Here is a 24,307-nt window from a genome sequence, read left to right as displayed (position 1 = left end):
GACTGTCGTCCTCACCGGTCGATTCGAGCGATTCCGTTCGAGCTGCTCCCGACGCGCCCTGAGGGGCGCCGAGGCGTTACACTGTGACACATGACGCCTATTCGTCACAACAGCTCGGACAGCGATGCGGTGCTCGACGCGGTGCGGGACTGCGTCCTGGCCGTCGGGGTCCGCCGTACGACACTCACCGACGTGGCCCGCCGCGCGGGCGTCTCCCGGATGACGCTGTACCGGCGCTGGCCCGATGTGCGCACCCTCGTCGGAGACCTGATGACCCGTGAGTGGGTCGACGTGGCCACGCGGGCGATACCCGAGCGCAGGCCGGAGGCGGACGCGCGCGGCCTGCTGGTGGAAGGGCTGGTGGCGGGAGTGGAGTCCTTCCGCGCCCATCCCCTCTTCCGCAAGATCGTCGACGTCGATCCCGAACTGCTCCTCCCGTACGTCCTGGACCGTCGCGGCGCCAGTCAGATCGCGCTCCTGGAACTGCTGGCAAACGGCCTGAAGGAAGGTCACGCCGACGGGTCCGTCCGCGTCGGCCATCCCGAGCGTCAGGCCCGCGCCCTGCTGCTGATCGTCCAGTCCTTCACCCTGTCCCTGCGGACCATGACCGACGAGGACGACGCCGACCTGTCCTCCGCGGCCTTCCTCACGGAGCTGCGCTCCATCCTGGAGAGGACCCTCACGCCATGAGCCCCAGCCCCGCTTCCGGATCGTCCCTTTCCGCCGCCCGGCGCTCGCGCGAACTGGCCGGGACCGTCGGCGGTCCCGCCGTGGACGTCCTCGTCGTCGGGCTCGGCGCCACCGGTGCCGGAGCCGCCCTGGACGCCGCGGCGCGCGGCCTGAGCGTCGCCGCCGTCGACGCCCACGACCTGGCCTTCGGCACCTCCCGCTGGAGCAGCAAGCTGATCCACGGCGGGCTGCGCTACCTCGCCTCCGGCCAGCTCGACGTCGCCCACGAGAGCGCGGTCGAGCGGGGCGTGCTGATGGAGCGCACGGCACCTCACCTGGTCCGGGCGCAGCCGTTCGTCCTGCCTCTCACCCCGCTGGTCTCCCGCGGCCAGGCGGCGCTCGCGTGGGCCGGTTTCCGGGCGGGCGACGCCCTGCGCCTGACAGCACGGACCGCCCGGGCCACGCTGCCCGCCCCGCGCCGGCTCTCCGCGCCGGAGACCCGCCATCTGGCTCCCGCCCTGCGCACCGGCGGTCTGCGCGGCGGCCTGCTGTCCTGGGACGGCCGGCTCGTCGACGACGCCCGCCTGGTGACCGCCGTCGCCCGCACCGCGGCCGTGCGCGGCGCACGGATCCTGACCCGCGTCAGGGCCCTGGAACTGACCGCCTCCGGCGCCCGCGTCCGCGACGAACTCACCGGCGAGGAGGGCGAGATCAGGGCCCGCGCGGTGATCAACGCCTCCGGCGTCTGGGCGGGCGGCCTGGTGGACGGCATCCGCATCCGCCCCTCCCGCGGCACCCACCTGATCCTGCGCTCCGAGGACCTCGGCCCCCTCCCGGCCGGACTGCACATCCCCATCCCCGGGGAGACCAACCGCTTCGTCCTCGTCCTGCCCCAGGGCGACGGCCGCGTCTACGTCGGCCTCACCGACGAACCCGTCGAGGGCGACATCCCCGACGTGCCCGAGGCGCCCGAGGCGCCCGAGACGGACATCGGCTTCCTCCTGGACGTCCTGGGCTCGGTCCTCGACGTCCCGGCCCGGCGCGAGGACGTCGTCGGGGCCTTCGCGGGACTGCGCCCCCTCCTGGACACCGCGTCGGAGGCCGGGCCCGGTGCCGCGGCCAGGACCGCCGACATCTCCCGCCGGCACGCGGTACTCACCTCGTCCGAGGGCGTGATCACCGTGGTCGGCGGCAAGCTCACCACCTACCGGCGCATGGCTGAGGACGCCGTGGACGCCGCCGTCACCGCCCGCCGCCTCACCGCCGGCCCCTCCCCCACGGCCTCACTCCCGCTCGTCGGCGCCGCGTCCCCTCGGGCGCTCGACGCGGTGCGGGCACCTCGCCATCTGGTACGGCGCTACGGCACCGAGGCACCGGCCGTCCTCGCACTCGCCGCGGACGACCCGCGGCTGGGCGAGCGGGTGCTGCCGAGCCATCCCGTCACCGCCGCCGAACTGCTGTGGGCGGTGCGCCACGAGGGCGCCCTCGACGAGGCCGACGTCCTCGACCGCCGCACCCGGATCGGCGTGGTACCGGCGGATCGTGCGGCGGCGCTGGACGCCGCACGGGAACTGCTCGGCGAGGCCCTGACCCACACGGAGTGAGAGCCCGGCGCCGGCTCGCCGCGCGAAATGGCTAATGTGCGCTTATGCTCCATTTGCGTGACACATACCTTCGACGAGCTGGTCGAGAAACAGCGCGCGGCCGACGAGGCGCACCTCCGTGTCGAGAAGCTGCAGCACTCGTACGGCCCGGTGACGCAGCCCGGCGGCTGGAGCGGACAGCAGGCCGACACCTACGAGACCGCCCGCCGCGCCTGGCGCGACCTGGCCCGTGAGGCGCGGACGTCGGTCACCGAGTACGCCAAGCAGTCGGGCAAGTCCCGCAACGAGGTCGAGGCGGAGGTCGAGCAGGCGGTACGGCAGTCCGAGCAGAGGAACTGACCGGCCACCGACCGGCAGGTGGTGCCACCAGGGTGCCACCACCTGCTATGATCTTGCGGGTTTCCGGAACCTCATCGCTCACGGTCCGCTCCGCGGACGGGGCGGGCCCCCATCGGATCGGCCGGTTCCGCATCGGGAAACCAGCTTCCGCGTATCACTCGGTACCTGTCGTCGTATCGACTGACACGAACGCACCGCACTCCATGTGACACCCCATCAGCAGGCTGCTGATGGGGTGTCACGCGTTTTGCCCCCGGCCCCTGTTGAACGCGCCGGACGGCCACCTCACTGCTGAAAGGACGCACCGACCGCGATGACCTCCCTGCCCGACAAAGACATCGACGATCCCACGCCCGAAGCACCGGACATCCCACTGCGCCTCGTCCCCGACTTCCGCTGGTTCTGGCTGTCGCGCGTGGTCTCCGGGCTGGGATCCGCCGTGACCACGGTGGCCCTGCCCGTGCTGGCCTTCCAGGAGACCGGCTCGCCCCTGATGGTCTCCCTGGTGGCGGCCGCCGCGACCCTGCCCTACGTGGTCTTCGGGCTGATCGCGGGCACGGTCGCGGACCGGACCGACCGGCGCCGCCTGATGATCCTCACCGACTGGCTCAACGCCGGCTGCATCGCCTCCGTGCCGGCCGCCTCCGCCCTGGGCATACTGACCGGCGGCCAGGTTCTTCTCGTCGCCCTCGTCTCGGCCGCCCTCGGCCTCTTCTTCGACGCGGGGGTCTACGGCTTCGTCCCCGACATCGTCGGCAAGGACAAGCTCACCGAGGCCAACAGCGCCGTCTACGGAGCGCAGACCGTCGTACGCATCGCCGGGAACGCGGTGGCGGGAGCTCTGATCGTCCTGTTCCGCCCGGCCGGAACGCTCGCCCTGGACGCCCTGTCCTTCGCCGCCTCCGCCCTGCTCCTCAAGGCGGTCACGCACACCACCGCCCGGTCCGACAAGCAGGTGGCGACGCGGCCGGGGTTCAAGGAGTCCGTCAGGGAAGGGCTCGGCTTCCTCCACCACCACCCGACGCTGCGCCTGATGACCGTGGTCGGCACCCTGCAGTCCTTCTCCGGTGGGGCCATCATCGGCCAGCTCGTCGTCTTCGCCGACCGCGTGCTGGGCATCCACGGGTCCGACGGACGGATCGGCCTGCTGTACATGGCATGGAGCGCCGGAGGCATCGGCGGGTCGTTCCTGCTGCCCCGGCTGCGGCGCCACTTCGAGGCTTTCCCCCTTCTCCTGGGGGTGCTGCCCCTCGGTTCCCTGCTCGGCCTGGTGGTCGTCCTCAGCTCGGACTGGAGGGTCACGATGGCCGCCCTCACCCTGTGGGGCTCGGCCTACCTCGTCGTCCTGGTGAACACGATGACCTACTCCCAGGAGGTGACACCGGCTGAGCTCCAGGGTCGGGTCAACACCACGCGCCGGATGCTCTCCTCGGGGCTGGGTGTTCCGCTCGGCGCGCTGGTGGCCGGCACTCTCACGGTGCGGGCCGGCGTCCAGGCCGGGATGTCGACGGCCGTCGGGTCGATCGCCCTGGCGGCCCTGCTGGTCTGGAGCTTCCAGGTGCGCGGCCGACTGCGGCAGAGGGCAGGAGCGTAGCACCGTGGGCTGGAGCACGGCCGGGGGCCGCCGCCGGATCGGCGGCGGCCCCCGGCCGTCCGTGCCTCTGCTCAGCGCTCCCGGGCGTCAGCGCCGGAAGCTGCGGCGGGTGCGGGTGAGCAGGAACAGTCCTGCGAGGAGCAGCACGGTCCCGGCCGTGGCGGGCCACAAGGTCGTGCCGGTCTCGGCCAGCGCGCCGGCCTGGACCGCCTGCGGCTCGGTCTGGCTGCCGGCGGCAGGAGCGTTCCCGCCGGTGGCCTGGGGCTGGGCGGAGCTGTCGCCCGCGCTCGTACCGTCGTTCGCCGGGGCGGCCGCGGCGCTCCGGGAGGCCTTGGACGTCGCGTAGACCCGGGGTTCCGTCGTGCTGGAGATCGTGGGCTCGTCGTTGTTCGCCGGCTGTCCGGTCTCCGGCGCGGTGGTCGTGGGCTGCGTGTTCTGGCCGTCGGATCCGCTGCCGGAGTTCCCCTTGCCGGACGCGCCGCCCGCGTTGCCCTTGTCGTCGCCGGCGGGCGGCGTGGTCGGGCCGCCGGTCGGCTCGGCGGTCGGCTGGGCGGTCGGCTCCTGGGTGGGCTGATCGGTGGCCGTCGGCTGGGCGGAGGGCTGGTCGGTGGGCTTCTCGGTCGGCTGCTGGGTCGCTCCCCCGGTCGAGCCCGGGTCCTCGGCGGTGCCCGCGCCGCACTCACGGCCGCCGTTGATGCAGGACACGACCTCCTTCATCAGGCCCTCGTCGAAGACGTTGATGAAGTCGCCGTGGTCGGTGACCGGCTTGTGCAGCTGCTCGGGGAAGGAGTCCACCGCGAAGAACGGGGTCGTACGGCCACCGTCCTGCAGGCTCGGCGCCTTGACGTCGTAGACGATGCGCTGCACCAGCTGCGGGATGGCCTTGAAGCCGTTCGGGCAGTTGCCTGAGGCGTCGGCGAAGGCCACGTGGGTGCGGTGGTTGGCGCTGTCGATGTTGCGGCCGTCCCAGCAGCTCTGGAACCGGAAGGTGCGGACCACGTCGCTGCCCTGCGGGCACAGCGGGTACTTGTCCTTCAGCTGCCGGTCCTCGAACCCGGTGCAGCTCCAGGAGGCGTTGGCGTTGGCCGGGCCGTTGACGAACGCCTTGGCGTCGCCGGTGATGATGCGCAGCAGGCGGGGCATCTCGGTGACCTGGCTGCGCTGGTTGCCGATGAACGTCATCGTGACCTGCTTGGCCGTGACGATCTCGCCGGCGTTGCCCTCGATCCCGCCGCCGGGCTTGTTCGCGTCCTGCTCCTGGGTGCCGTTCTGCAGGCGCAGCACCGGCCAGTAGTACGTGGACTTGTCGCCCGGGTTCTCGCAGCTCGTGTCGGCCTTGGCGAGGTCGTCGTCGCTGGCGAAGGCGTTGTTGGACTGGTTGCCGACGTAGTCGTGGAAGTGGTGGGCACCGTTGGTGACGCCCGGGGCCACGATGACGTTGTCGGAGTTGAACAGCCCGTTGGCGTTCACTCCGCAGCTGGTGGTGAAGGTGCCCTTGGAGACGAAGGAGTTGAGGTCCGGGGCAGGGGCGCCCGGCTGGACGGTGTTGATGTCCTGGTAGTCCGCGGCCACCGGGCCGTTGCCGGCCTGCCCTCCGTTGCCGTTCTGCTGACCACCGCCGTTCTGCTGACCGCCGCCGTTCTGCTGGTCTCCCTGGCCCTGCTGCTGACCGCCTTGCGAACCCTGGCCGCCGTTCTGGCCGTTCCAGGTGCGCATCGAGCAGTCCGCCATGGAGCCGAGCCCGTCAGGACGCTCGCCGGCCTGGTTCATGTCGTTGCCGATGCGGTCGAGCGACTCGCTCCGCTGCTGCTTCAGGGGGTTCATGACCTGGTCGTCGGTGTAGCCGCTGTCCTGGCGTTGCTCCGGCGTCGCCGCCTGCAGCCGCTGGTAGGCCTCCGCTATCTGCTGGTCCATGGAGGCGAGTTCCTTGTCGACATCGCCCCGCGCCCGGTCCGGCACCCGCGTCAACCTGCTGCCGACGTCCGGGCAGTCGATCGTGCCGCCCGCGGCACTGAGCGTCTGCGCGTCTGCGCCCGAACCGCCTTCCGTCGCGGAGGCGTAGACATTGACCGCCACCAGCCCGCCTCCGCCCAGCATCAGCGCGAATGCCGCAAAGGTGGCGCGGCGCGGGCCTGTTGGGCGTCTGCGCGTGTTGCGTCCCACGAGAGTTCTCCTACGGATCATGGCGGTCAGGCATGGAAATCCCTCGCCACATACGGACTGCGCAACCAGCGTGTTCAAGCACCCCACAGATTCATAGGAACCTCTCAGTAAGCGCGTGCCCCCACATCCCCACACGTGGCGCAAACCGGGGCAGCACGGCACAGTGGGAGGGTGACCGGGCAGGACTTCGACGTGTGGACCGCCGGGGACGCGTACGAGCGGTACATGGGGCGGTGGAGCCGCCTGGTGGCCGACGAGTTCGTGGCCCGCCGGCCTGTGCGCCCGGAGCTCACTGGCTGGACGTCGGCTGCGGTTCGGGCGCGTTGGCATCGACAGTGGCGCGCCGATGCCGGCCCCGGACGCTGCTCGGGGTGGGGCGGTCCGCAGGGTTCGTGGCCGCGGCCCGGGCCCAGGGGTCCTCTCCCGCCCTCTTCGCCAGGGCCGACGCCCAGGCCCTTCCCGTGGGCGACGCCGCGGTGGACGTGGCCGTCAGCGGACTGGTCCTCAACTTCCTCCCCGAGCCCGGCGCCGCGGTCGCCGAGGCCGCGCGCGTGGTGACGCCCGGCGGGCTGGTCGCCGCCTACGTGTGGGACTACGCCGAGGGCATGGGGTTCCTACGGCACTTCTGGGACGCCGTGACCGCCGTCGATCCGTCGTCGGCGGCGGAGTTGGACGAGGGCCGCCGCTTCCCGCTGTGCCGGCCGGCCCCACTGCGGCGCCTGTGGAGCGAGGCCGCGCTGGTCGAGGTGGAGGTCGCACCCATCGAAGTCCCGACCCGCTTCACCGACTTCGCCGACCTGTGGGATCCGCTCCTGGCCGGGCAGGGGCCCGCCCCCGGTTAGGTCGCCTCGCTCGCGCCGGCCGCCGAGGAGCGGGCGCGGAATGCGCTCCGGGAGCGGGTACAGGTTCGCCCGGACGGCTCGATCGAGCTTCGGGCACGTGCCTGGGGAGTACGGGGTCGCAGGGCGGGAGCCGTCGACCGCTGACGGCCGGTCCGTGGTGCCGGTGTTCGCCGCGCAGCTCGGTGACCGAGACGCCGTGGCCCGGCGAGACCCCGATGAAGGTGCGGCCACGGCGTCGGATCAGCGACACGTGAACCGCGCGTTCGGGCACGGGACAGGGGACGGCCTGTCGCCGGTCGTCCGTCGTCTCAGCCGGCCGCGAACTCCCCGCGCTCCCGCACGGTCATCATCATCTTCCCGGGCCGTGCGGTGGCCCGGCCGACGGGGCGGACGGTCTGGCCCGGGGCCAGCTCCAACCGCACCCGGCGCAGAATCGTGGCCAGGCCCGTGGTGAGCTCGGTCATCGCGAACCGGTCCCCCATGCACTTGTGCTTGCCCGCGCCGAAGGGAAGGAAGCTGCCCGGCGGGGGCTTCTGCCTGTCGTCCAGCCACCGGTCCGGATCGAACTTCAGTGGTTCCGGGTAGTACTCCGGGTCGCGGTGCAGGGCGTGCTGGCAGTACGCGAGATCGGTGCCGGCGGGCAGGGTCCACTCCCCCAGCCGGGTCTCGGTCAGGGTGCGCCGGGTCACGATCCACCCCATGTGATGCAGCCTCAGGATCTCCGTGACGACCCGGTTCAGATAAGGCAGCGCGGGGATGTCGTCGAAGGTGACGGGCCGGGCGCCGAGCACTTCGTGGAGTTCGGCCAGGACGCGGGCCTCGATGTCCGGGTGCCTGGCGAGTTCGTACATCGTCCAGGCGAAAACGGTGGCCGTGGTCTCCGTGCCCGCCACTGCGAGAGTGAGGATCTCGGAGCAGATCTGCTGGTCGGACAGTGGAAGGCCGGTGGACTCGTCCTTGGCCCGCAGCAGCATGGAGAGCATGTCGCCGGTGTCGTGTCCGGTGGCGCGAAGGCCGGTGACCGCCTCGCTGACGGTGGCGTGCACGGCGTCACGGGCCCGCATGAAGCGGCGGTTGTAGGGCAGCGGCAGGCGCTCCACCCAGTCGGGCAGGATGAGGCGCACGCCCACGCCGTCCATCACCACGACGATGTTCTGCTGCAGCCGGCGGAAGGTGTCAGCGTCGAGGCTGCCGGAGAAGATGGTCTGGGTGAGCATGTCCAGCGACAGTTTGACCATCGTGTCGCGGACGTCGAGGCGTTGCCCCGGCCGCCAGCTGTCGACGGCCTCGGTCGCCTGCCCGCGCATCACGTCGACGTAGCCGGCGATCTCGGCGCGGCCCAGGGCGGGTTGGAGCTGACGCCGTTTGCGGACGTGGTCCTGTCCGGCGACGGTGATCACCGATTCGCCCAGGAGTTGGCCCATCTTGTCGAACAAGCGGCCCTTGTCGAGTGTGGGGGCGAGATCGGTGAGCATCGTCCTGATGAGGGCGGGCTCCTGCACGACCAGTGTGCGGGTGCCCGGTTGCAGGGTGATCTCGACGAGCGGGCCGTACCTACGGCGGAGCGAGGTGGTGAAGCCGAGGTTGTCGTGCATGAGCTGTATCGCGTGCCCCAGAAACGGGAGTGATCCCGCCGCACGCGGTATGGGGGGAGGCGCTGCAAGCGTCACGAGGCGTCATGCTCCCTTCAAGGTGATCATTTCGCCTTTAAGTCTGCCCAGTCGCACACCTGGGGGAATCCGACGTGCCGCGTGTCCTCCGCCACGCCCGTCCTGACTGTCCCTTTACGCTTCCAGCCAGAACCCGGTGCGGATCAGCCAGAGTTGGAGCAGCGCCGTGTCGCCGTGGGTCTCGACGGCCGGAGCGGGTCGCCGGTAGAGGAACAACAGCAGGTCCGTCACCGGTCCGCGTACGGTGACGGCGGCCGTCGCGCGCCCGGTGTGCCACACGGGCCGGTCGCCGCCGAGGTCGACGTGCCACCGTCCGGCCCCGGTCGACTCGAACTGGAGCGTACGACCGGGGCCGAGCAGTCCGGGTGCTCCCGGCCGGGGCTCGTACGCCTCGGGGACCGTCGCGAACTCCATCCACTCCTGCACCGCGTCCGCGGCCAGGTCGTCGTCGAGCGTGAACGCGGCGCCGGTCGCCAGCGCGGCGTCGGCCCGGTGCACGACGGTCTCGTGCGTCATCCTCCTGGCCCAGAAGAACGACGTGTTCCGCTCGTGGGCCGGCGTCCACACCCGCGCATCGGGGCCGGCATCGCGCAGCGTCGCCCCGAGTTCCGCTGCTCCCTCGGCGAGCCAGCCGTCCAGTGCGCCGCCGTCCAGGTGGGCGTATACGGCCGGGTCGTCGACAGGGTCGCCGGGAACGGGTTCGACGGCTCGCGTCCTGACCACCTCCTCCGCCCAGCGGCGGTCCCCGCCCACGTGCCTGAGCAGCCGGCCGAGATCCCAGCCGGGGCACGTGGACACCGGGGTGCTCGTGTCCGTCCCCCTCATCTGCGTTCTGAGCAGGTCGGTCTGGGTGACGATTTCGCGACAGCAGCGGTCGAAGGTCAGCGAAGTCATCCGCTCATGATGGGCGAACCAGCCCCGCCGCCGCACTCGGGTTCTGCGTGCACTCATTTCTTGAAGCGATGAAGCGGACTCGTGTCACCGTGACTTCACCTCTTGACGTGTTTGGTTCAGACCTTTAGGTTCCCGGTCACACAGCTTCACGAGTACGCCCCAAGTTCATTCACGTGAACTCCCTTGTACTGCCTGCCTCTTCCCCCACCGTCCGTTGCCGGCGAAAGGCTGTGCCCCCACCCATGAACACCCGGCCCCCCACCCATGGCGCCGTGTTGCGCGCCTGTCTCGCCATAGCCGTGTCCGCCCTCTCCGCAGGAGCCCTCACCACCGCTCCCGCAGGTGCCGCCCCGGCCGCCGCCCCCATGGCGGTCGCGCCGTACCTCTACAACGGCTGGGGCAGCCCGCCCGACCCGAGCACCATCACCCACGCCACCGGCGTCAAGTGGTTCACCCTGGCCTTCGTCCTCAGCAACGGCCACTGCAATCCGCAGTGGGACGGCAGCCGCCCGCTCACCGGTGGCGTCGACCAGCGGACCGTCAACACCGTGCGTGCGAACGGCGGTGACGTCATCCCCTCCTTCGGCGGGTACAGCGGCAACAAGCTGGAGAGCTCCTGCTCCGGGGCGGGGCAGCTGGCAGCCGCGTACCAGAAGGTCATAGGCGCCTACGGGCTCAAGGCGATCGACATCGACATCGAGGCCGACGCCTACAGCAACCCGACGGTGCAGCAGCGCACCGTGGACGCCCTCAAGACGGTGAAGGCGAACAACCCGGGCCTGAAGGTGTACGTCACCATCGGCACCGACCAGAGCGGGCCCGACACGAGTCTCATCGAACGGGCGGCCGCGTCCCGTCTGTCGGTGGACGCCTGGGCGATCATGCCGTTCGACTTCGGCGGGGCCGGGAAGAACATGGGGACGCTGACCCTGCGGGCCGCCGAGGGCCTCAAGTCCGCGCTCAAGAGCGCCTACGGCTACGGCGACGACCAGGCCTACCGGACCATGGGCATCTCCTCCATGAACGGGATCACGGACCAGAACGAGAAAGTCACCGTCGCCGACTTCCGCACGATCCTCGGCTACGCCCGGCAGCACCACCTGGCCCGGCTCACCTTCTGGTCCGCCAACCGCGACCGCCCCTGCACCGGCGGCGGCGCGGACAGCTGCTCTGGCGTCGGCCAGCAGGCCTGGGACTACACGCGCGTCTTCGCCCAGTACACCGGCTGAACCCCACCGCAGCCGTACGTACTTCCCACCCCCCACCCGCATGGGAGACAGCCGTGCCCGGATCGAAGAGAAGAACCGCCGGAAACCGTCGTATACGGATGCTGCTGACCGCTTTCGCGCTCGCCGTGACCGGCTCCGGTCTCGCGGTCGTCGTACCGCACATCGCACAGGGCGCCCAGGCCGCGGCGCTGCCTACGAGCTGGGCAACGGTTGTCAACAAGGGCAGCGGCAAGTGCGTCGACGCGCGCGGCGCAGCCACCGCCGACGGGACCGTCGTGCAGCAGTACGCGTGCAACTCCAGCCAGGCCCAGCAGTGGCGGTTCCAGGACACGTCCGACGGCCGGGTCCAGATCGGGAACAGGAACGACAGCGCCAAGGTGTGGGACGTCACCGGCGTCTCCACGGCGGACGGTGCGCCCGTGCAGCTGTGGACTTACGGCGGCGGCGCCAACCAGCAGTGGCAGGCGGTCGCCGAGGCCGACGGCGCCTACCACTTCGTCAACCGCGACAGCGGCAAGTGCCTCGACGTGCCGTCCGCCTCCACCGCCGACAGCGTCCAGCTGCAGCAGTACACCTGCAACGCAAGCGCCGCGCAGTCCTTCTACGTCAACCCGGTGGAGGCCCAACAGCCGCCCGGCACTCCGGACCTGGGCCCGAACGTCACCGTCTTCGACCCGTCGACCCCGGCCACCACCGTCCAGAGCAGCCTCGACGCCGCCTTCGCGCAGCAGGAGACCAACCAGTTCGGCACGGCCCGCAAGGCGTTCCTGTTCAAGCCGGGCACCTACGACGCCGACGCCAACGTGGGTTTCTACACACAGGTCGCCGGGCTCGGCCTCTCCCCCGACGACGTGACCATCCGGGGTGCGGTGCACGCCGAGGCGGACTGGTTCCAGGGCAACGCCACCCAGAACTTCTGGCGGTCGGCGGAGAACCTCTCGGTCACCCCCACGTCGGGCACGGACCGCTGGGCGGTGTCGCAGGCGGCGCCGTACCGTCGTATGCATCTGCGCGGCAACCTCCAGCTGGACGACGGTGGTTGGTCCAGCGGCGGGTACATGGCCGACACCAAGGTCGACGGGCAGGTCCGCTCGGGCTCTCAGCAGCAGTGGCTGACCCGCAACTCCCAGCTGGGCAGCTGGACGGGCTCCAACTGGAACATGGTCTTCGTCGGCAGCCAGGGCGTGCCCGCAACCAGCTTCCCCAGCCCGCCGTACACGACGGTGGCGCAGAGCCCGGTCACACGGGAGAAGCCGTTCCTGTACGTCGACGCATCCGGCGCCTGGAAGGTGTTCGTGCCCGCCGTGCGCACCAACTCCACTGGAACCAGCTGGGGTTCGGGCACGCCCGCAGGCACCTCGCTGCCGCTGTCCGACTTCTTCATCGTCAAGCCGGGCGCGACGGCCGCACAGATGAACGACGCGCTGGCGGCGGGCAAGCACCTGCTGATCACTCCGGGTGTCTACCATCTCGACCAGACCCTCAAGGTCACCAGGCCCGACACGGTGGTCCTGGGCCTGGGGCTGGCCACCCTCGTCCCCGACAACGGCATCACGGCGATGACCGTCGCCGATGTCAACGGCGTCCAGCTCGCCGGGCTGCTCATCGACGCCGGCACCACCAACTCCGCGCAGCTGCTGGAGATGGGCCCGAGCGGATCGTCGGCCCACCACAGCGGCGATCCCAGCTCCCTGCACGACGTGTTCTTCCGCGTCGGCGGCGCGGGCGTCGGCAGGGCCACGACCAGCCTCACGATCAACAGCGACGACGTCATCGGCGACCATCTGTGGATCTGGCGCGCCGACCACGGCAGCGGCGTGGGCTGGACCACCAACACCGCGGACACCGGGCTCGTGGTCAACGGCGACGACGTGACCATGTACGGCCTGTTCGTCGAGCACTACCAGAAGCACCAGACGATCTGGAACGGCAACGGCGGCCGCACGTACTTCTACCAGAACGAGATGCCGTACGACCCGCCCGACCAGGCGGCCTGGATGAACGGTTCCACGGAGGGCTACGCCGCCTACAAGGTCGCGGACTCCGTCACCAGCCACCAGGTGTACGGCTTCGGCAGCTACTGCTACTTCAACGCCAACCCGAGCGTGACCGCCGAGCACGCCATCGAGGCCCCGAACAACCCGAACGTCCGCTTCACCGACATGGTGACCGTCTCCCTCGGCGGCACGGGCACCATCCGGCATATCGTCAACGACCGCGGCGGACCGTCCGACTCGTCCAGCAACGTGGCCGACCTCGTCAACTATCCGTGAACCGGAGAGGAGTTCAGCCGATGCACGCCATCCGAACGGGCGCCGTACGCGTCCTCGTGCTCCTGGCGATCCTGCTGACGGGGCTGTCCGCTCCACGCGCCCAGGCGTCCGCCCAGCCGTTCAGGGTGCTCGCTCTCTACAACGGCACCTGGGACGCGGCACACATCAGTTTCGTCCACGAGGCCAACGACTGGTTCCCGCGGCAGGCCGCGCAGAACGGCTTCAGCTACACGGCGAGCAACAACTGGGACCTGCTCGCGAACGGCGGCGTGAACGGCTACCAAGTCGTCCTGTTCCTCGACGACCTCCCGCAGTCCGCCGCCCAACGCACCGGATTCGAGCGCTACATGCGGGGCGGCGGGGCCTGGATGGGCTTCCACGTCTCCGCGTTCACCACCGACGCGCAGAGCTGGCCCTGGTACCACGACCAGTTTCTCGGCAGCGGCAACTTCAAGTCCAACACCTGGGGACCGACGACCGCGGTCCTGCGGGTCGAGGACCGTACGCACCCGTCCACGAGGAACCTGCCGGCGACCTTCACCTCTTCCGTCAGCGAGTGGTACAGCTGGTCGAACGACCTGCGAAGGAACCCCGACATCAGGATCCTCGCCTCCGTCGACCCGAGCAGCTTCCCGCTCGGCACGGATCCCGACCAGAGCTGGTACAGCGGCTACTACCCGATCCTGTGGACGAACACGAAGTACCGGATGCTGTACGCCGACTTCGGCCACAACGCGATGGACTACGACACCGACACCACCCTGTCGTCGACGTTCGCGAGCCGGACGCAGAACCGCTTCCTGCTCGACGGACTGAAGTGGCTGGGCGCTACCGCGAGTTCGCACCCGCACGCGCGCGCCGAACCCGAACCGCACTGGCGTTCCCTACGATGACCCGGTGACGAGTGACACCCCCACACGCGCCGACGTCGACGAGGACACCCACGCGACCGCTGTGCCCGAGGCGACCCCCTGGGCACAGCGGCTGCGGCGGTTCGGGTACGCGGCAGGTCCCCGGACCGATGCCCGTGCCCGCCTGGTGCCGCCCTTTCCCGAACCGGGCACAAGGGTCTGGGAGTTGGTGGGCCTCGGTCCTCGAACGGCCCGCCGACTCGCGCACTCCATGGGCTGGCTGGGACCGGTCCTCGTCGCCTTGCTGGCCGGCGCGCTCCGTTTCTGGCGGCTGGGCCGGCCCAGCGCCGTCGTCTTCGACGAGACGTACTACGCCAAGGACGCCTGGGCGATGCTGCGGCTCGGCTACGAGGGCAGCTGGCCGGACCGGAAGATCGCCGATCCGCAGATCCTCGCGCACCGGCAGGTGATCCCGCTCTCCGACGCCGGCAGCTTCGTCGCGCATCCGCCGCTGGGCAAGTGGGTGATCGCCCTCGGGGAGGGGCTGTTCGGACTCGACCCGTTCGGCTGGCGGTTCATGACGGCGGCGCTGGGCACCCTGTCGGTGCTCATGCTGTGCCGAATAGGGCGCCGACTGTTCCGCTCGACGCTGCTCGGCTGTCTCGCCGGGGCGCTGCTGGCGGTGGACGGCCTGCACTTCGTGATGAGCCGTACCGCCCTGCTCGACCTCATCGTCATGTTCTTCGCGCTGGCGGCGTTCGGCTGTCTGCTCGTCGACCGGGACAGGGCGCGGGCCCGGCTGGCCGCGGCGCTGCCCGCCGGCGACGGCGGCTTCGCGCGTCCCGACCCGTACACCGGCGAACAGGTCGGCACCGGCTTGCGTCCGTGGCGGATCGCGGCGGGTGTCTTGCTGGGACTGGCCGCCGCGAGCAAGTGGAACGGCCTGTACTTCCTCGTCTTCTTCACCGCCCTGACCCTCCTGTGGGACCTCGGTTCCCGGCGTGTGGCCGGGGCGGGCCACCCGTACCGGGCTGTGCTGCGCAAGGACCTCGGCCGGTCGGTGGTCTCCCTGGTCCCGGTCGCCGTGCTGACGTATCTGGTGACCTGGACCGGATGGTTCGCGTCCGACAACGGCTACGACCGGCACTGGGCGGACGGCCGCGGCGGCACCTGGTCCTGGATCCCGGCTCCGCTGCGCAGCCTGTGGCACTACGAACACGCCGTCTACCAGTTCAACATCGGCCTCCACGCCCCGCACCGCTACCAGTCCAACCCGTGGAGCTGGCTGGTCCAGGGGCGCCCCGTGGCGTTCTACTACCAGTCACCGAAGGCCGGCGAGCAGGGCTGTCACACCGCCACCGGCTGCTCGCAGGAGATCCTGGGCCTGGGCACTCCGCTGCTGTGGTGGGCTGCCTGCGGCGCGCTGCTCTACCTTCTGTTCCGGTGGGCGCTGCGCCGCGACTGGCGCGCGGGCGCCGTCCTGTGCGCGGTGGCCGCCGGGTACCTCCCCTGGTTCAACTACCAGGACCGCACCATCTTCTCCTTCTACGCCGTCGCGTTCGTGCCCTACCTGTGCCTGGCCGTGGCCATGTCGGTGGGCGCGCTGCTCGGGCCGTCGGGGGCGAACGAGCGGCGCCGGCTGATCGGCGCGGTGAGCGCGGGTGTCCTGGTGCTGCTCATCGTCTGGAACTTCATCTATTTCTACCCGCTCTACACGGGCACGACGATCCCGTACGGCGACTGGCGTGCCCGGATGTGGCTGGACACGTGGATATGAAGCCGCAATTCACGTGCCCGGCCGTCACAGCGACTCCAACTCGCCCGTCGAGCGCCCGAGATAGGTGACCGGACCCGGGTCCGGCACGTCGATCCGGTGGAAGCCCAGGCGGTCGTAGAACGCTCTGGCCGGGGTGTTGACCGTGACCATGGAGAGGTGCACGGCGGCGACACCGTGGTCCTGCAGGGCCCGCAGGAAGGTCCGCATCAGCTCGCGGCCATGTCCACGGCCCTGCCATGCGGGGAGCAGGTCGATGTGCAGATGGGCGGGGTACGCGGCGACCTGGGAGACGATCATCCGCTCGGGGTGGTGCAGGAGGGGGATCATCTCCTCGTCCGGGGTCGCCGGTGGGCCGGCGGGCTCCGGGTGGCGGTCGGCGACCAGGGGCAGCCACTTCGTGCGGAATGCCTCGACGAAGCGGGGCGTGTCCGCGGTGCCCAGGATGTAGCCCACGGCCCGGCCCCGCCCGTCGTCCAGGACGAAGGCCAGCTCCGGCTCCAGCACCACGTAGGGCGCCGCGAAGATCGTCGGGAAGATGGTGGGGTCCGCGTAGACCGGGCGGCTGTCCTGGCCCTTGTGCGCGGTGCGGATGCAGATGTCGTCGAGGGCCTCGCGGTCCTCGGTGCGGTAGGGGCGAATGACGGGCGTCGGAGTCACCGCAGCATCCTGCCCAATGGGGAGCGCTCCCACAATGTTCTGTGCCGCGGCTCAAAAGGGGAGCGCCGTGAAGGCAACGCCCGCGAGCCGTGATGCGTCGGCGGCGCAGAACGGCGCCGCCCAGGTGCGCCACAGGCCCGTGGTGGCGCATTCTTGCTGTGTCGCCCGCTGGACGGCGTACGGACGAGGTAGGGCCGATGACTCGCGCGGAGTACGCACACCGGACGCCCGGGCAGCTGGCCGCGCTGCTGATCGACGCCTCCACGGAGGCGATCGGCGCGGCCGGCGGGCACTCGGGAGGGGTCTATCTGCGCTCCGGCACGCCCGGACTGCTGCGGCTGGCGGTGCTCGCGGGGCTGCCGGGCCCGCTGTTCCGGCCCTGGTGGCGACTGCATGTGGACCGCCCCTTCCCGGTGGCCGACTCCTACCGGCTCGGGGTTCAGGTGGTCCTGCCGAACGCCACGGAGACGATGCGCCGCTATCCCCAGTTCGCGGCCGGGCTGCCGTTCCAGTTCGGGTCGCTGTACGTACCGATCGGATGCGGGTCGACGACCTTCGGTGTGCTGACCGTGCTGCGGCCCTCCACCGCGGACGCCGCCGAGCTGCTCCACCACCGCGATCGCATGGTGCGGCTGGCCGAGGACCTGGGCACGGCCCTGCGGCGGCTGGAGGACGGCGGCAGGTCGTTGGTCGCCTGGGACGCTGAGCCCGTGTGCGTACGGCCGCCCGGCACGCGTCCGCCCGCGGGGCGTGCCGGGGGCTTCGCCTGGGATCCGGTGACGGACGTCGTCACCGTGGACGAGCGGCTGCCCGCCCTGCTGGGGGTGCCGGTCGACGCGTTCGCCACGTCCGTGGAGGCGCTCGCGGACGCCGTGGCGCCGGCCGAGACCCAGCGGGTCCTGGCCGCGCTGCGGGAGACGGCCGCCGGCAGACCGCCGCCTCTGCCGCTGTACGTACGGGCCGAGGACGGCGCACTGCGGCTGGTGGAGCTGTGGAGCCCGTACGCGGCCCCCGCCCCGCCCGGCACACCCTCCGGTGCGCATCCGGTCCGAGGCTTCGTCGTCGATCCCGGTCCCGGCGCGGCGGCCGACGCCGCGGCCGATCTGCTGCCCGAGGGTGTCCTGTGCCTGGACCGGCTGGGGCTGGTCCTCTACGCCAACCCGCGCGCCGGACAGCTGCTGCACCGCTCCCGGACCCGGCTGCTCGGCCGTCCCCTGTGGGAGGGCGTGCCGTGGCTGAACCAGCCCGCCTTCGAGGACCGTCTGCGCGGCGCGCTGCTGTCCCCGGACCCGGTGCGCTTCCATGTCGCGCGGCCCGGCACGGACGGCGGGCAGGGCGAGGGCCCGTCGTACGAGGGCGCCTGGCTCGAGGTGTGCGTCTATCCGGGCCCCTCCGTGCTGACCTGCACGTTCCGCCCGGCGAACCGCGTGGCGGACGCCGCCGCCGACCTGACGCAGTCGGCCGCCGCCTCGTCCGGGGTCCCGTCGATGGCTCCGCTGTACCGCCCGATCGTTCTCGCCATCGCGCTGACGGAGGCGGTCACCGCACGGCAGGTGGCAGCCGTGGTCATGCGGGAGTTGCTGCCCGCGTTCGGCGGCCGCCGACTCGCCATCTATCTGCTGCAGGACCGCCACCTCTATCTGGCCTGGGAGAACGGCTTCCCGAAAGGGTTCCTCGCCCCCTTCGAGGGCGTGGGCATGGACGCCCATCTGCCCGGCGTCGAGACGCTGACCAGCGGCCGGCCGATCTTCTTCGACTCCATGGAGCAGCTGGCCGCCGCCTACCCCGGCATCGCGCTGGACGCGGACGAGGGGGCCCGTGCCTTCCTGCCGCTGATCGCCTCCGGGCGTCCGGTGGGCTCCTGCATCCTGGGCTTCGACGGCTCCCGCAGCTTCAGCACCGAGGAGCGCACGGTGCTCACCGCGCTCGCCGGGCTGATCGCCCACGCCATGGAGAAGGCGAAGCGCTACGAGAGCGAGGCGGCGCTCGCGCGCGGACTGCAGCAGGCCCTGCTCCCCCGCCGGTTGTCGGCCCACCCGCAGGTGGAGACCGCGGGGCGCTACCTACCGGGCACGCAGGGCATGGAGGTGGGCGGTGACTGGTACGACGTCGTGGAGGCGGGGGACGGTCTGGCGCTGGTCATCGGCGATGTACAGGGGCACGGTGTGCAGGCGGCGGCCACCATGGGTCAACTGCGCAGTGCGGTGCGGGCGTTCGCGCTCGGTGACCGGCCGCCCGACGAGGTGATGAGCGGCACGAACCATCTGCTGATCGACCTCGATCCGGGACAGTTCGCCAGCTGCTGCTACATCCGGCTGGACCCTGCCTCGGGCCTTGCGCGGGCGGCCCGCGCGGGGCACCTGCCGCCGCTGCTGCGTCACCCGGACGGCCACACCGAGGTGCTGGACCTGCCCGGCGGGGTGGTGCTCGGGGTGGATCCGCACGCCCAGTACCCCGTCGCCGAGCTGCGCATCGAGCCCGGCGCCCTCCTCGCGCTGTACACGGACGGGCTCGTCGAGCGGCCCGGTGTCGACATCGACGAGGGCATCACGGCCCTGCGGGTCGCCCTGGCGAAGGTGGGCTCACCTGCCGTCCGCCCGGGGCGCCGTCCGCTGGCCGGGATCGCCGACCGCCTCACCGCGACGGCCCGGCACTCCGCGGACCGCCCCGACGACATCGCGCTGCTTCTCGCCACGCGCCGTGCGGCGCACGGGAACCAGCAGTGAAACGGTCTCCCGCCCGTGACATCGGCACTCGGACAGGGGGCGATCTCCGTCACCCGCTGTGACGCCTCTCGCCTCACGCGGCCCGGCAGTGTAGACATGGCACATGGTCCGACTTCCGGACCGTTCCGGGGCCCGGTCGCACCGCCGTCCCGGCGGTCCCCGTGCCCGCCGCGCGACCGATCGCGCCCACGCGGTGCACGGGCGGCGCTCGACCCGGACGCCGGGCCGTACGCCCACCCTGCGGCCAGGACACCCGGGCGAGGTGGAACCGGGCCGCATCACGGCGTTGCGGTCGGCGCTCACCGGACGCAGCATCGCCCGGCAGGTGTTCGTCCTGCAGGTGGTGATCGTGCTGCTGCTGGTGGTCGCCGCGGTGGTGGCGCTGTATCTGCAGGTCCGGCATGACAGCACGCAGGAGGCTCGCAACCGGTCGGTCGCCGTCGCCCAGGCGTTCGCCAACGCTCCGGGCACCCGCGAGGCGCTCAGCAGCCCCGACCCCACGAAGATTCTGCAACCGCGGGCGGAGGCCGCCCGCAAGGCGACCGGCGTGGACTTCATCGTCGTCATGAACACCGACGGCATCCGCTACACCCACCCCAAACCGAACCGCATCGGCAAGAAGTTCGTGGGGACCATCGCGCCCGCGCTGGCCGGCGGGACGGTGGTCGAGGAGATCAACGGGACGATCGGGCGGCTGGTGCAGGCGGTCGTGCCGATCAAGGATCCCCAGGGCAAGGTCGTGGGCCTGGTGTCCGCAGGCATCACCACCGCGACCGTGGGCGGCACCGCCGACCGGCAGCTGCCCCTCGTCCTGTTCGCCGCGGCCTGTGGCCTCGCCCTGGCCACCGGGGGCACCGCACTGGTGAGCAGACGGCTGCTGCGCCAGACCCATGGCCTGGGCCCGGACGAGATGACCCGCATGTACGAGCACCACGACGCGGTGCTGCACGCGGTGCGCGAGGGCGTGCTCATCGTCAGCGGCGAGGGCCGGCTGCTGCTCGCCAACGACGAGGCGCACCGTCTGCTGGACCTGCCCGCGGACGCCGAGGGCCGGTGCGCCCTCGACCTCGGCCTCGCCCCCGACACGGCCGAGCTGCTGGCCTCGGGGCGCGTCGCCACCGACGAGGTGCATCTGGTCAAGGACCGGCTCCTCGCGGTCAACCAGCGGCCCACGGACGTCCAGGGCGGTCCGCCGGGCAGCGTCGCCACGCTGCGCGACTCGACCGAGCTGCGCGCCCTGTCCGGCCGGGCCGAGACGGCGCGGGAACGCCTCAACATGCTGTACGACGCCGGGGTGGGCATCGGCACCAGTCTGGACGTCACCCGCACCGCGGAGGAGCTGGCGGAACTTGCCGTGCCCCGGTTCGCCGATTTCGCGACGGTCGACCTGTTCGACGCGGTGCTGGGCGGGGGCCAGCCGGAGGGGGTGACTTCCCTGCGCCGTACCGCGTCGAGCGGGATCGGCGAGGACGCCCCGCTCTACAAGGTGGGCCGGCAGATCAAGTTCGTCGACTCCTCGCCGCATGCCCGCAGCCTGTATTCCGGACAGGCCGTGCTGGAACCGGACCTCGGCGCGGCGCCGGGCTGGCACGCCCAGGATCTGGAGCGCACCGCGCAGGTCGTCGAGTACGGCATCCATTCGCTGATCACCGTGCCGCTGCGCGCCGGTTCCCTGGTGCTAGGGGTGGTCAGCTTCTGGCGCTCCGAGAAACCGGAGCCCTTCGACCCGGACGAACTGGCCCTCGCCGAGGAGCTGGTGGCCCGGGCCGCGGTCTCCATCGACAACGCCCGCCGCTATACACGCGAGCACAGCATGGCCGTGACCCTGCAGCGCAGCCTGCTCCCGCGCCGACTGCCCGAGCAGACCGCCCTGGACATCGCCTACCGTTATCTGCCCGCGCAGGCCGGGGTCGGGGGCGACTGGTTCGACGTGCTGCCGCTCTCGGGCGCCCGGGTCGCCCTCGTCGTCGGCGACGTCGTCGGGCACGGGCTGCACGCCGCGGCCACCATGGGACGGCTGCGCACGGCGGTCCACAACTTCTCCGCCCTCGACCTGCCGCCCGACGAACTCCTCGCTCTGCTCGACGAGTTGGTGGGGCGCATCGACCAGGACGAGACGGCGGACGGCGGCAACGCCCCGGTCACCGGCGCCACCTGCCTGTACGCGATCTACGATCCGGTGTCGCGGAAGTGCACCATCGCCCGGGCCGGCCATCCGCCGCCGGCGCTGGTCCGGCCCGACGGCGGCGTGGAGTTCCCCGACGTGCCCGCGGGCCCCCCGCTCGGCCTGGGAGGACTGCCGTTCGAGACGGCCGACCTCGTGCTGGAGGAGGGCAGCCGTCTCGTCCTCTACACCGACGGGCTGGTCGAGGACCGGGAACGGGACATCGACGAGGGCCTCGCGCTTCTGCGGGGTGCGCTGGAACGTGCGGGTGAGTCCCCGGAGGACACCTGCCAGGTCGTGCTCGACTCGCAGCTGCCGGCCCGTCCCAGCGACGACGTCGCGCTGATCGTGGCCCGCACCCGGGCGCTGGACGCCGACCGGATCGCCGACTGGGAGGTGCGGAACGACCCGGCGGCCGTCGGGGAGGTACGTGCCTCCGTCAGCCGCAGGCTGACCGGGTGGGGGCTCGACGAGCTGACGTTCACCACGGAGCTCATCCTGAGTGAGCTGGTCACCAACGCGATCCGCTACGGCGCCGATCCCATCCGCGTGCGCGTGCTGTTCGACCGCACCCTGATCTGCGAGGTCTTCGACAGCAGCAGCACGTCACCGCATCTGCGGTACGCGGCGATGACGGACGAGGGCGGCCGCGGGCTGTTCCTGGTGGCCCAGCTCGCCGATCGCTGGGGCACCCGGTACACCCCCGAGGGCAAGGTCATCTGGGCGGAACAGCCGCTGCCCTGACTCACCCCGTTTTGGTCCGTACCTGGTTCGTGCGTCCCTACGAACTTCTGCCGCGACGGGTGTGCGCTGCCTCCGCCATCTGATAGGAAACCTTCCTATCAGAGTCAGTGACGGCCAACTCTCCACCCCCCACCACCACTTGGAGCCCCCGTGAGGCACCCCTCCAGCGACCCTGCACATCCCTCCCGCATCTCGCGCCGCACCGTCCTCGTGGCGGCCGGCGCAGCCCTGGCCGCGGCACCCCTGCTGCGGCCCTCGCACGCCTCGGCCAGCCCTGCCTCGGCGGGCTGCGTGGGCCTCGACGACCCGGCGAAGAAGGAGATCGCCATGAAGCTGGTGTCGAGCGCGGAGAACTCCTCGCTCGACTGGAAGGCGCAGTACAAGTACATCGAGGACATCGGCGATGGCCGCGGCTACACCGCCGGGATCATCGGCTTCTGCTCCGGCACCGGCGACATGCTCGACCTCGTCCAGCTCTACACCGACCGCAAGCCCGGCAACGTACTTTCCAAATACCTCCCGGCACTGCGCGCGGTGAACGGCTCCGACTCGCACGAAGGGCTGGACCCGAACTTCCCCCGCGACTGGCGCAAGGCCGCCCAGGACACCGCGTTCCAGCAGGCGCAGAACGACGAGCGCGACCGCGTGTACTTCAACCCGGCCGTACAGCAGGGCAAGGCGGACCGGATCGGGACGCTGGGGCAGTTCGCGTACTACGACGCCATCGTCATGCACGGCGACGGCGACGACCCGACCAGTTTCCGCAACATACGCAAGCGGGCCCTGAACAAGGCGAAGCCGCCGGCGCAGGGCGGCGACGAGGTGGCGTACCTGAACGCCTTCCTCGACGCCCGGGTGTGGGCCATGAAGCAGGAGGAGGCGCACAGCGACACCAGCCGCGTCGACACCGAGCAGCGGGTCTTCCTGCGCAACGGCAACCTTTGCCTCGACACCCCGCTCAACTGGAAGGTGTACGGGGACAGTTACCACATCGGCTGACCGGGCCGTGGGCCGCCGTACCGCCCCCCTGCGCGGTACGGCGGCCCAGCGGTTCCAGGGGGGTTGGCCGATGCGGTCCACGACGCCCGCTTCTTCCAGGCCGCGCATGTCGTGGTAGCAGCCGCCCTGCCGCCACTCGCCGTTGATCCTCTTCGCGCTGCTCCCCGTCACCAGGAGCCCCAGGTAGGCACAGGTCTTCGGGTCGAAGAGGAAGGTGAAGGACATCTTCGGGCACGAGACCGCGATCCCGCGGCGACCGAGGGCGTCCACCTCGTGATGGTCGGGCCTGATGCCAGGAATCCTCGCGACGGCCTCGAACGCGGCGGCTTGCAGACCGGGCGGCATGCCCCGCGGCCCCACCGAGAGCCGGCTCTCGTCCGTCCAGGTCCTGGTCCTGCCGCCCTCCACATAGGTCCGGGTGATGCAGGTCTTGCTGTACAGGTACTGGTCGTTGCGCGGAATCGGCATCCCGGCGCCGTCGGCGCGGGACCGGTCCGCAGCCCTGTGCAGGAACCGCACCGCGCTCAGTGTGGTCAGCCGCGGGACATCCCTGCCCCCGTCGCGCCGGGCGGCGATGAGCGCACGGTTCCGACCGGCACGCCCAGGGCCTCGGCAACCTCCGCGTAGTCGAGGTCGCCCCAGGCGATCAGGAGCACGTCCCGGTGCCGGGCGGGCAACGCCGCGAGGGCGCCCGCCAGTCGGGCGCGGGAGCTCTCGGCACTGACCTTGGCGGCCACCCGGTCCGCGAGCGGCTCGACCTCCGCCGGGCGGGTGGTGGCGACGCGGGCGAGTGCCTTGAGCCGGCGGGCCTCTGCGCGCCGGTGCCGGCCGACGAGGTTGGCGACGATGCCGTACAGCCAGGAACGCGCCTGGGGCCGCGACACGTCGTAGCGGCGCCGCTGCCGGAAGGCGATCACGAAGGCCTCGGCCATCAGGTCGTCGGCGGTCTCGGTGCCCAGCCGCCTGGCCGCGTAGCGGTGGATGTCGTCGGCGTAACGGTTCAAGAGCACCGCGGACGCGTCGGGCTCGTCCCAGGACAGCTCGATGACCGAGGCTTCGGAGGCGGAGTCGTCGGGCGGGCCGAGGGCCGGAGGAACTCCGATGCTCGGCAA

16 protein-coding genes and 1 pseudogene are annotated in these 24,307 nt (G+C 71.3%); 12 read left to right on the top strand and 5 right to left on the bottom strand.

Translation table 11 applies throughout. The features are described from left to right. Window positions 1-90: 90 nt before the first annotated feature. From LJ657_RS13415 to LJ657_RS13400, 4 genes are all read left to right on the top strand, one after another. On the top strand, window positions 91-690 hold the full coding sequence (locus LJ657_RS13415; RefSeq protein WP_232648780.1) for a TetR/AcrR family transcriptional regulator: 600 nt from the start codon (window positions 91-93) through the stop codon (window positions 688-690). Continuing rightward, a complete protein-coding gene (locus LJ657_RS13410; RefSeq protein ID WP_232648779.1) occupies window positions 687-2,273 on the top strand; it encodes a glycerol-3-phosphate dehydrogenase/oxidase in 1,587 nt (528 codons plus the stop codon). Before LJ657_RS13415 ends, LJ657_RS13410 begins: the two co-directional genes overlap by 4 nt. Before the next feature lie 57 nt (window positions 2,274-2,330). After that, complete coding sequence (locus LJ657_RS13405; RefSeq protein WP_232648778.1) at window positions 2,331-2,612, top strand: hypothetical protein; 282 nt, start codon at window positions 2,331-2,333, stop codon at window positions 2,610-2,612. A 313-nt stretch (window positions 2,613-2,925) separates the two neighbouring features. Next, a complete protein-coding gene (locus LJ657_RS13400) occupies window positions 2,926-4,206 on the top strand; it encodes an MFS transporter (protein WP_232648777.1) in 1,281 nt (426 codons plus the stop codon). An 87-nt stretch (window positions 4,207-4,293) separates the two neighbouring features. Here the strand turns inward: LJ657_RS13400 and LJ657_RS13395 are convergent, their stop codons facing one another. Next, on the bottom strand, window positions 4,294-6,369 hold the full coding sequence (locus tag LJ657_RS13395; protein ID WP_232648776.1) for a DUF1996 domain-containing protein: 2,076 nt from the start codon (window positions 6,367-6,369) through the stop codon (window positions 4,294-4,296). Here LJ657_RS13395 and LJ657_RS13390 point away from each other — a divergent pair. Next, the gene (locus LJ657_RS13390; RefSeq protein WP_308117028.1) at window positions 6,312-7,211 is read left to right on the top strand and encodes a class I SAM-dependent methyltransferase; all 900 of its coding nucleotides are present in this window, start codon (window positions 6,312-6,314) and stop codon (window positions 7,209-7,211) included. The genes LJ657_RS13395 and LJ657_RS13390 overlap by 58 nt on opposite strands. Window positions 7,212-7,519: 308 nt before the next feature. On the opposite strand, the gene LJ657_RS13385 is transcribed toward LJ657_RS13390, so the two are convergent. Then, window positions 7,520-8,881 carry a cytochrome P450 gene (locus LJ657_RS13385; protein WP_308117027.1) on the bottom strand — a complete coding sequence of 454 codons (1,362 nt, stop codon included), beginning with the start codon at window positions 8,879-8,881 and terminating at the stop codon, window positions 7,520-7,522. A gap of 114 nt (window positions 8,882-8,995) precedes the next feature. Beyond that, window positions 8,996-9,775: a maleylpyruvate isomerase family mycothiol-dependent enzyme gene (locus tag LJ657_RS13380; RefSeq protein ID WP_232648773.1), complete on the bottom strand. Its 780-nt coding sequence runs from the start codon at window positions 9,773-9,775 to the stop codon at window positions 8,996-8,998. A gap of 173 nt (window positions 9,776-9,948) precedes the next feature. Between LJ657_RS13380 and LJ657_RS13375 the strand changes: the two genes are divergently transcribed. The 4 genes and pseudogenes from LJ657_RS13375 (at window position 9,949) to LJ657_RS13360 (ending at window position 15,905) form a co-directional block, all read left to right on the top strand. Next, window positions 9,949-11,004 carry a chitinase gene (locus tag LJ657_RS13375; RefSeq protein WP_372487912.1) on the top strand — a complete coding sequence of 352 codons (1,056 nt, stop codon included), beginning with the start codon at window positions 9,949-9,951 and terminating at the stop codon, window positions 11,002-11,004. Window positions 11,005-11,102: 98 nt separating this feature from the next. Next, a complete protein-coding gene (locus LJ657_RS13370; protein WP_232648772.1) occupies window positions 11,103-13,277 on the top strand; it encodes an RICIN domain-containing protein in 2,175 nt (724 codons plus the stop codon). Window positions 13,278-13,297: 20 nt separating this feature from the next. Continuing rightward, window positions 13,298-14,164: pseudogene (locus LJ657_RS13365) on the top strand (ThuA domain-containing protein); the annotation flags it as partial. A 10-nt stretch (window positions 14,165-14,174) separates the two neighbouring features. Further along, on the top strand, window positions 14,175-15,905 hold the full coding sequence (locus tag LJ657_RS13360) for a dolichyl-phosphate-mannose--protein mannosyltransferase (RefSeq protein ID WP_232648770.1): 1,731 nt from the start codon (window positions 14,175-14,177) through the stop codon (window positions 15,903-15,905). 24 nt (window positions 15,906-15,929) lie between these two features. Here the strand turns inward: LJ657_RS13360 and LJ657_RS13355 are convergent, their stop codons facing one another. Then, the gene (locus LJ657_RS13355; RefSeq protein WP_232648769.1) at window positions 15,930-16,562 is read right to left on the bottom strand and encodes a GNAT family N-acetyltransferase; all 633 of its coding nucleotides are present in this window, start codon (window positions 16,560-16,562) and stop codon (window positions 15,930-15,932) included. A gap of 197 nt (window positions 16,563-16,759) precedes the next feature. Between LJ657_RS13355 and LJ657_RS13350 the strand changes: the two genes are divergently transcribed. From LJ657_RS13350 to LJ657_RS13340, 3 genes are all read left to right on the top strand, one after another. After that, the gene (locus LJ657_RS13350; protein ID WP_232648768.1) at window positions 16,760-19,288 is read left to right on the top strand and encodes a SpoIIE family protein phosphatase; all 2,529 of its coding nucleotides are present in this window, start codon (window positions 16,760-16,762) and stop codon (window positions 19,286-19,288) included. A 103-nt stretch (window positions 19,289-19,391) separates the two neighbouring features. Then, window positions 19,392-22,196, top strand: coding sequence for a SpoIIE family protein phosphatase (locus LJ657_RS13345; protein ID WP_232648767.1), 2,805 nt, complete (start codon window positions 19,392-19,394; stop codon window positions 22,194-22,196). 150 nt (window positions 22,197-22,346) lie between these two features. Beyond that, on the top strand, window positions 22,347-23,195 hold the full coding sequence (locus LJ657_RS13340; RefSeq protein ID WP_232648766.1) for a chitosanase: 849 nt from the start codon (window positions 22,347-22,349) through the stop codon (window positions 23,193-23,195). 533 nt (window positions 23,196-23,728) lie between these two features. On the opposite strand, the gene LJ657_RS13335 is transcribed toward LJ657_RS13340, so the two are convergent. Further along, the gene (locus LJ657_RS13335; protein ID WP_372487914.1) at window positions 23,729-24,298 is read right to left on the bottom strand and encodes an RNA polymerase sigma factor; all 570 of its coding nucleotides are present in this window, start codon (window positions 24,296-24,298) and stop codon (window positions 23,729-23,731) included. Window positions 24,299-24,307 lie beyond the last annotated feature (9 nt).

It is taken from the genome of Streptomyces guryensis (genome assembly GCF_021261325.1).
GTDB lineage: Bacteria > Actinomycetota > Actinomycetes > Streptomycetales > Streptomycetaceae > Streptomyces > Streptomyces guryensis.
Note: the sequence above shows the minus strand (reverse complement) of the source record. Positions and strands in the feature narration are given on the sequence as shown.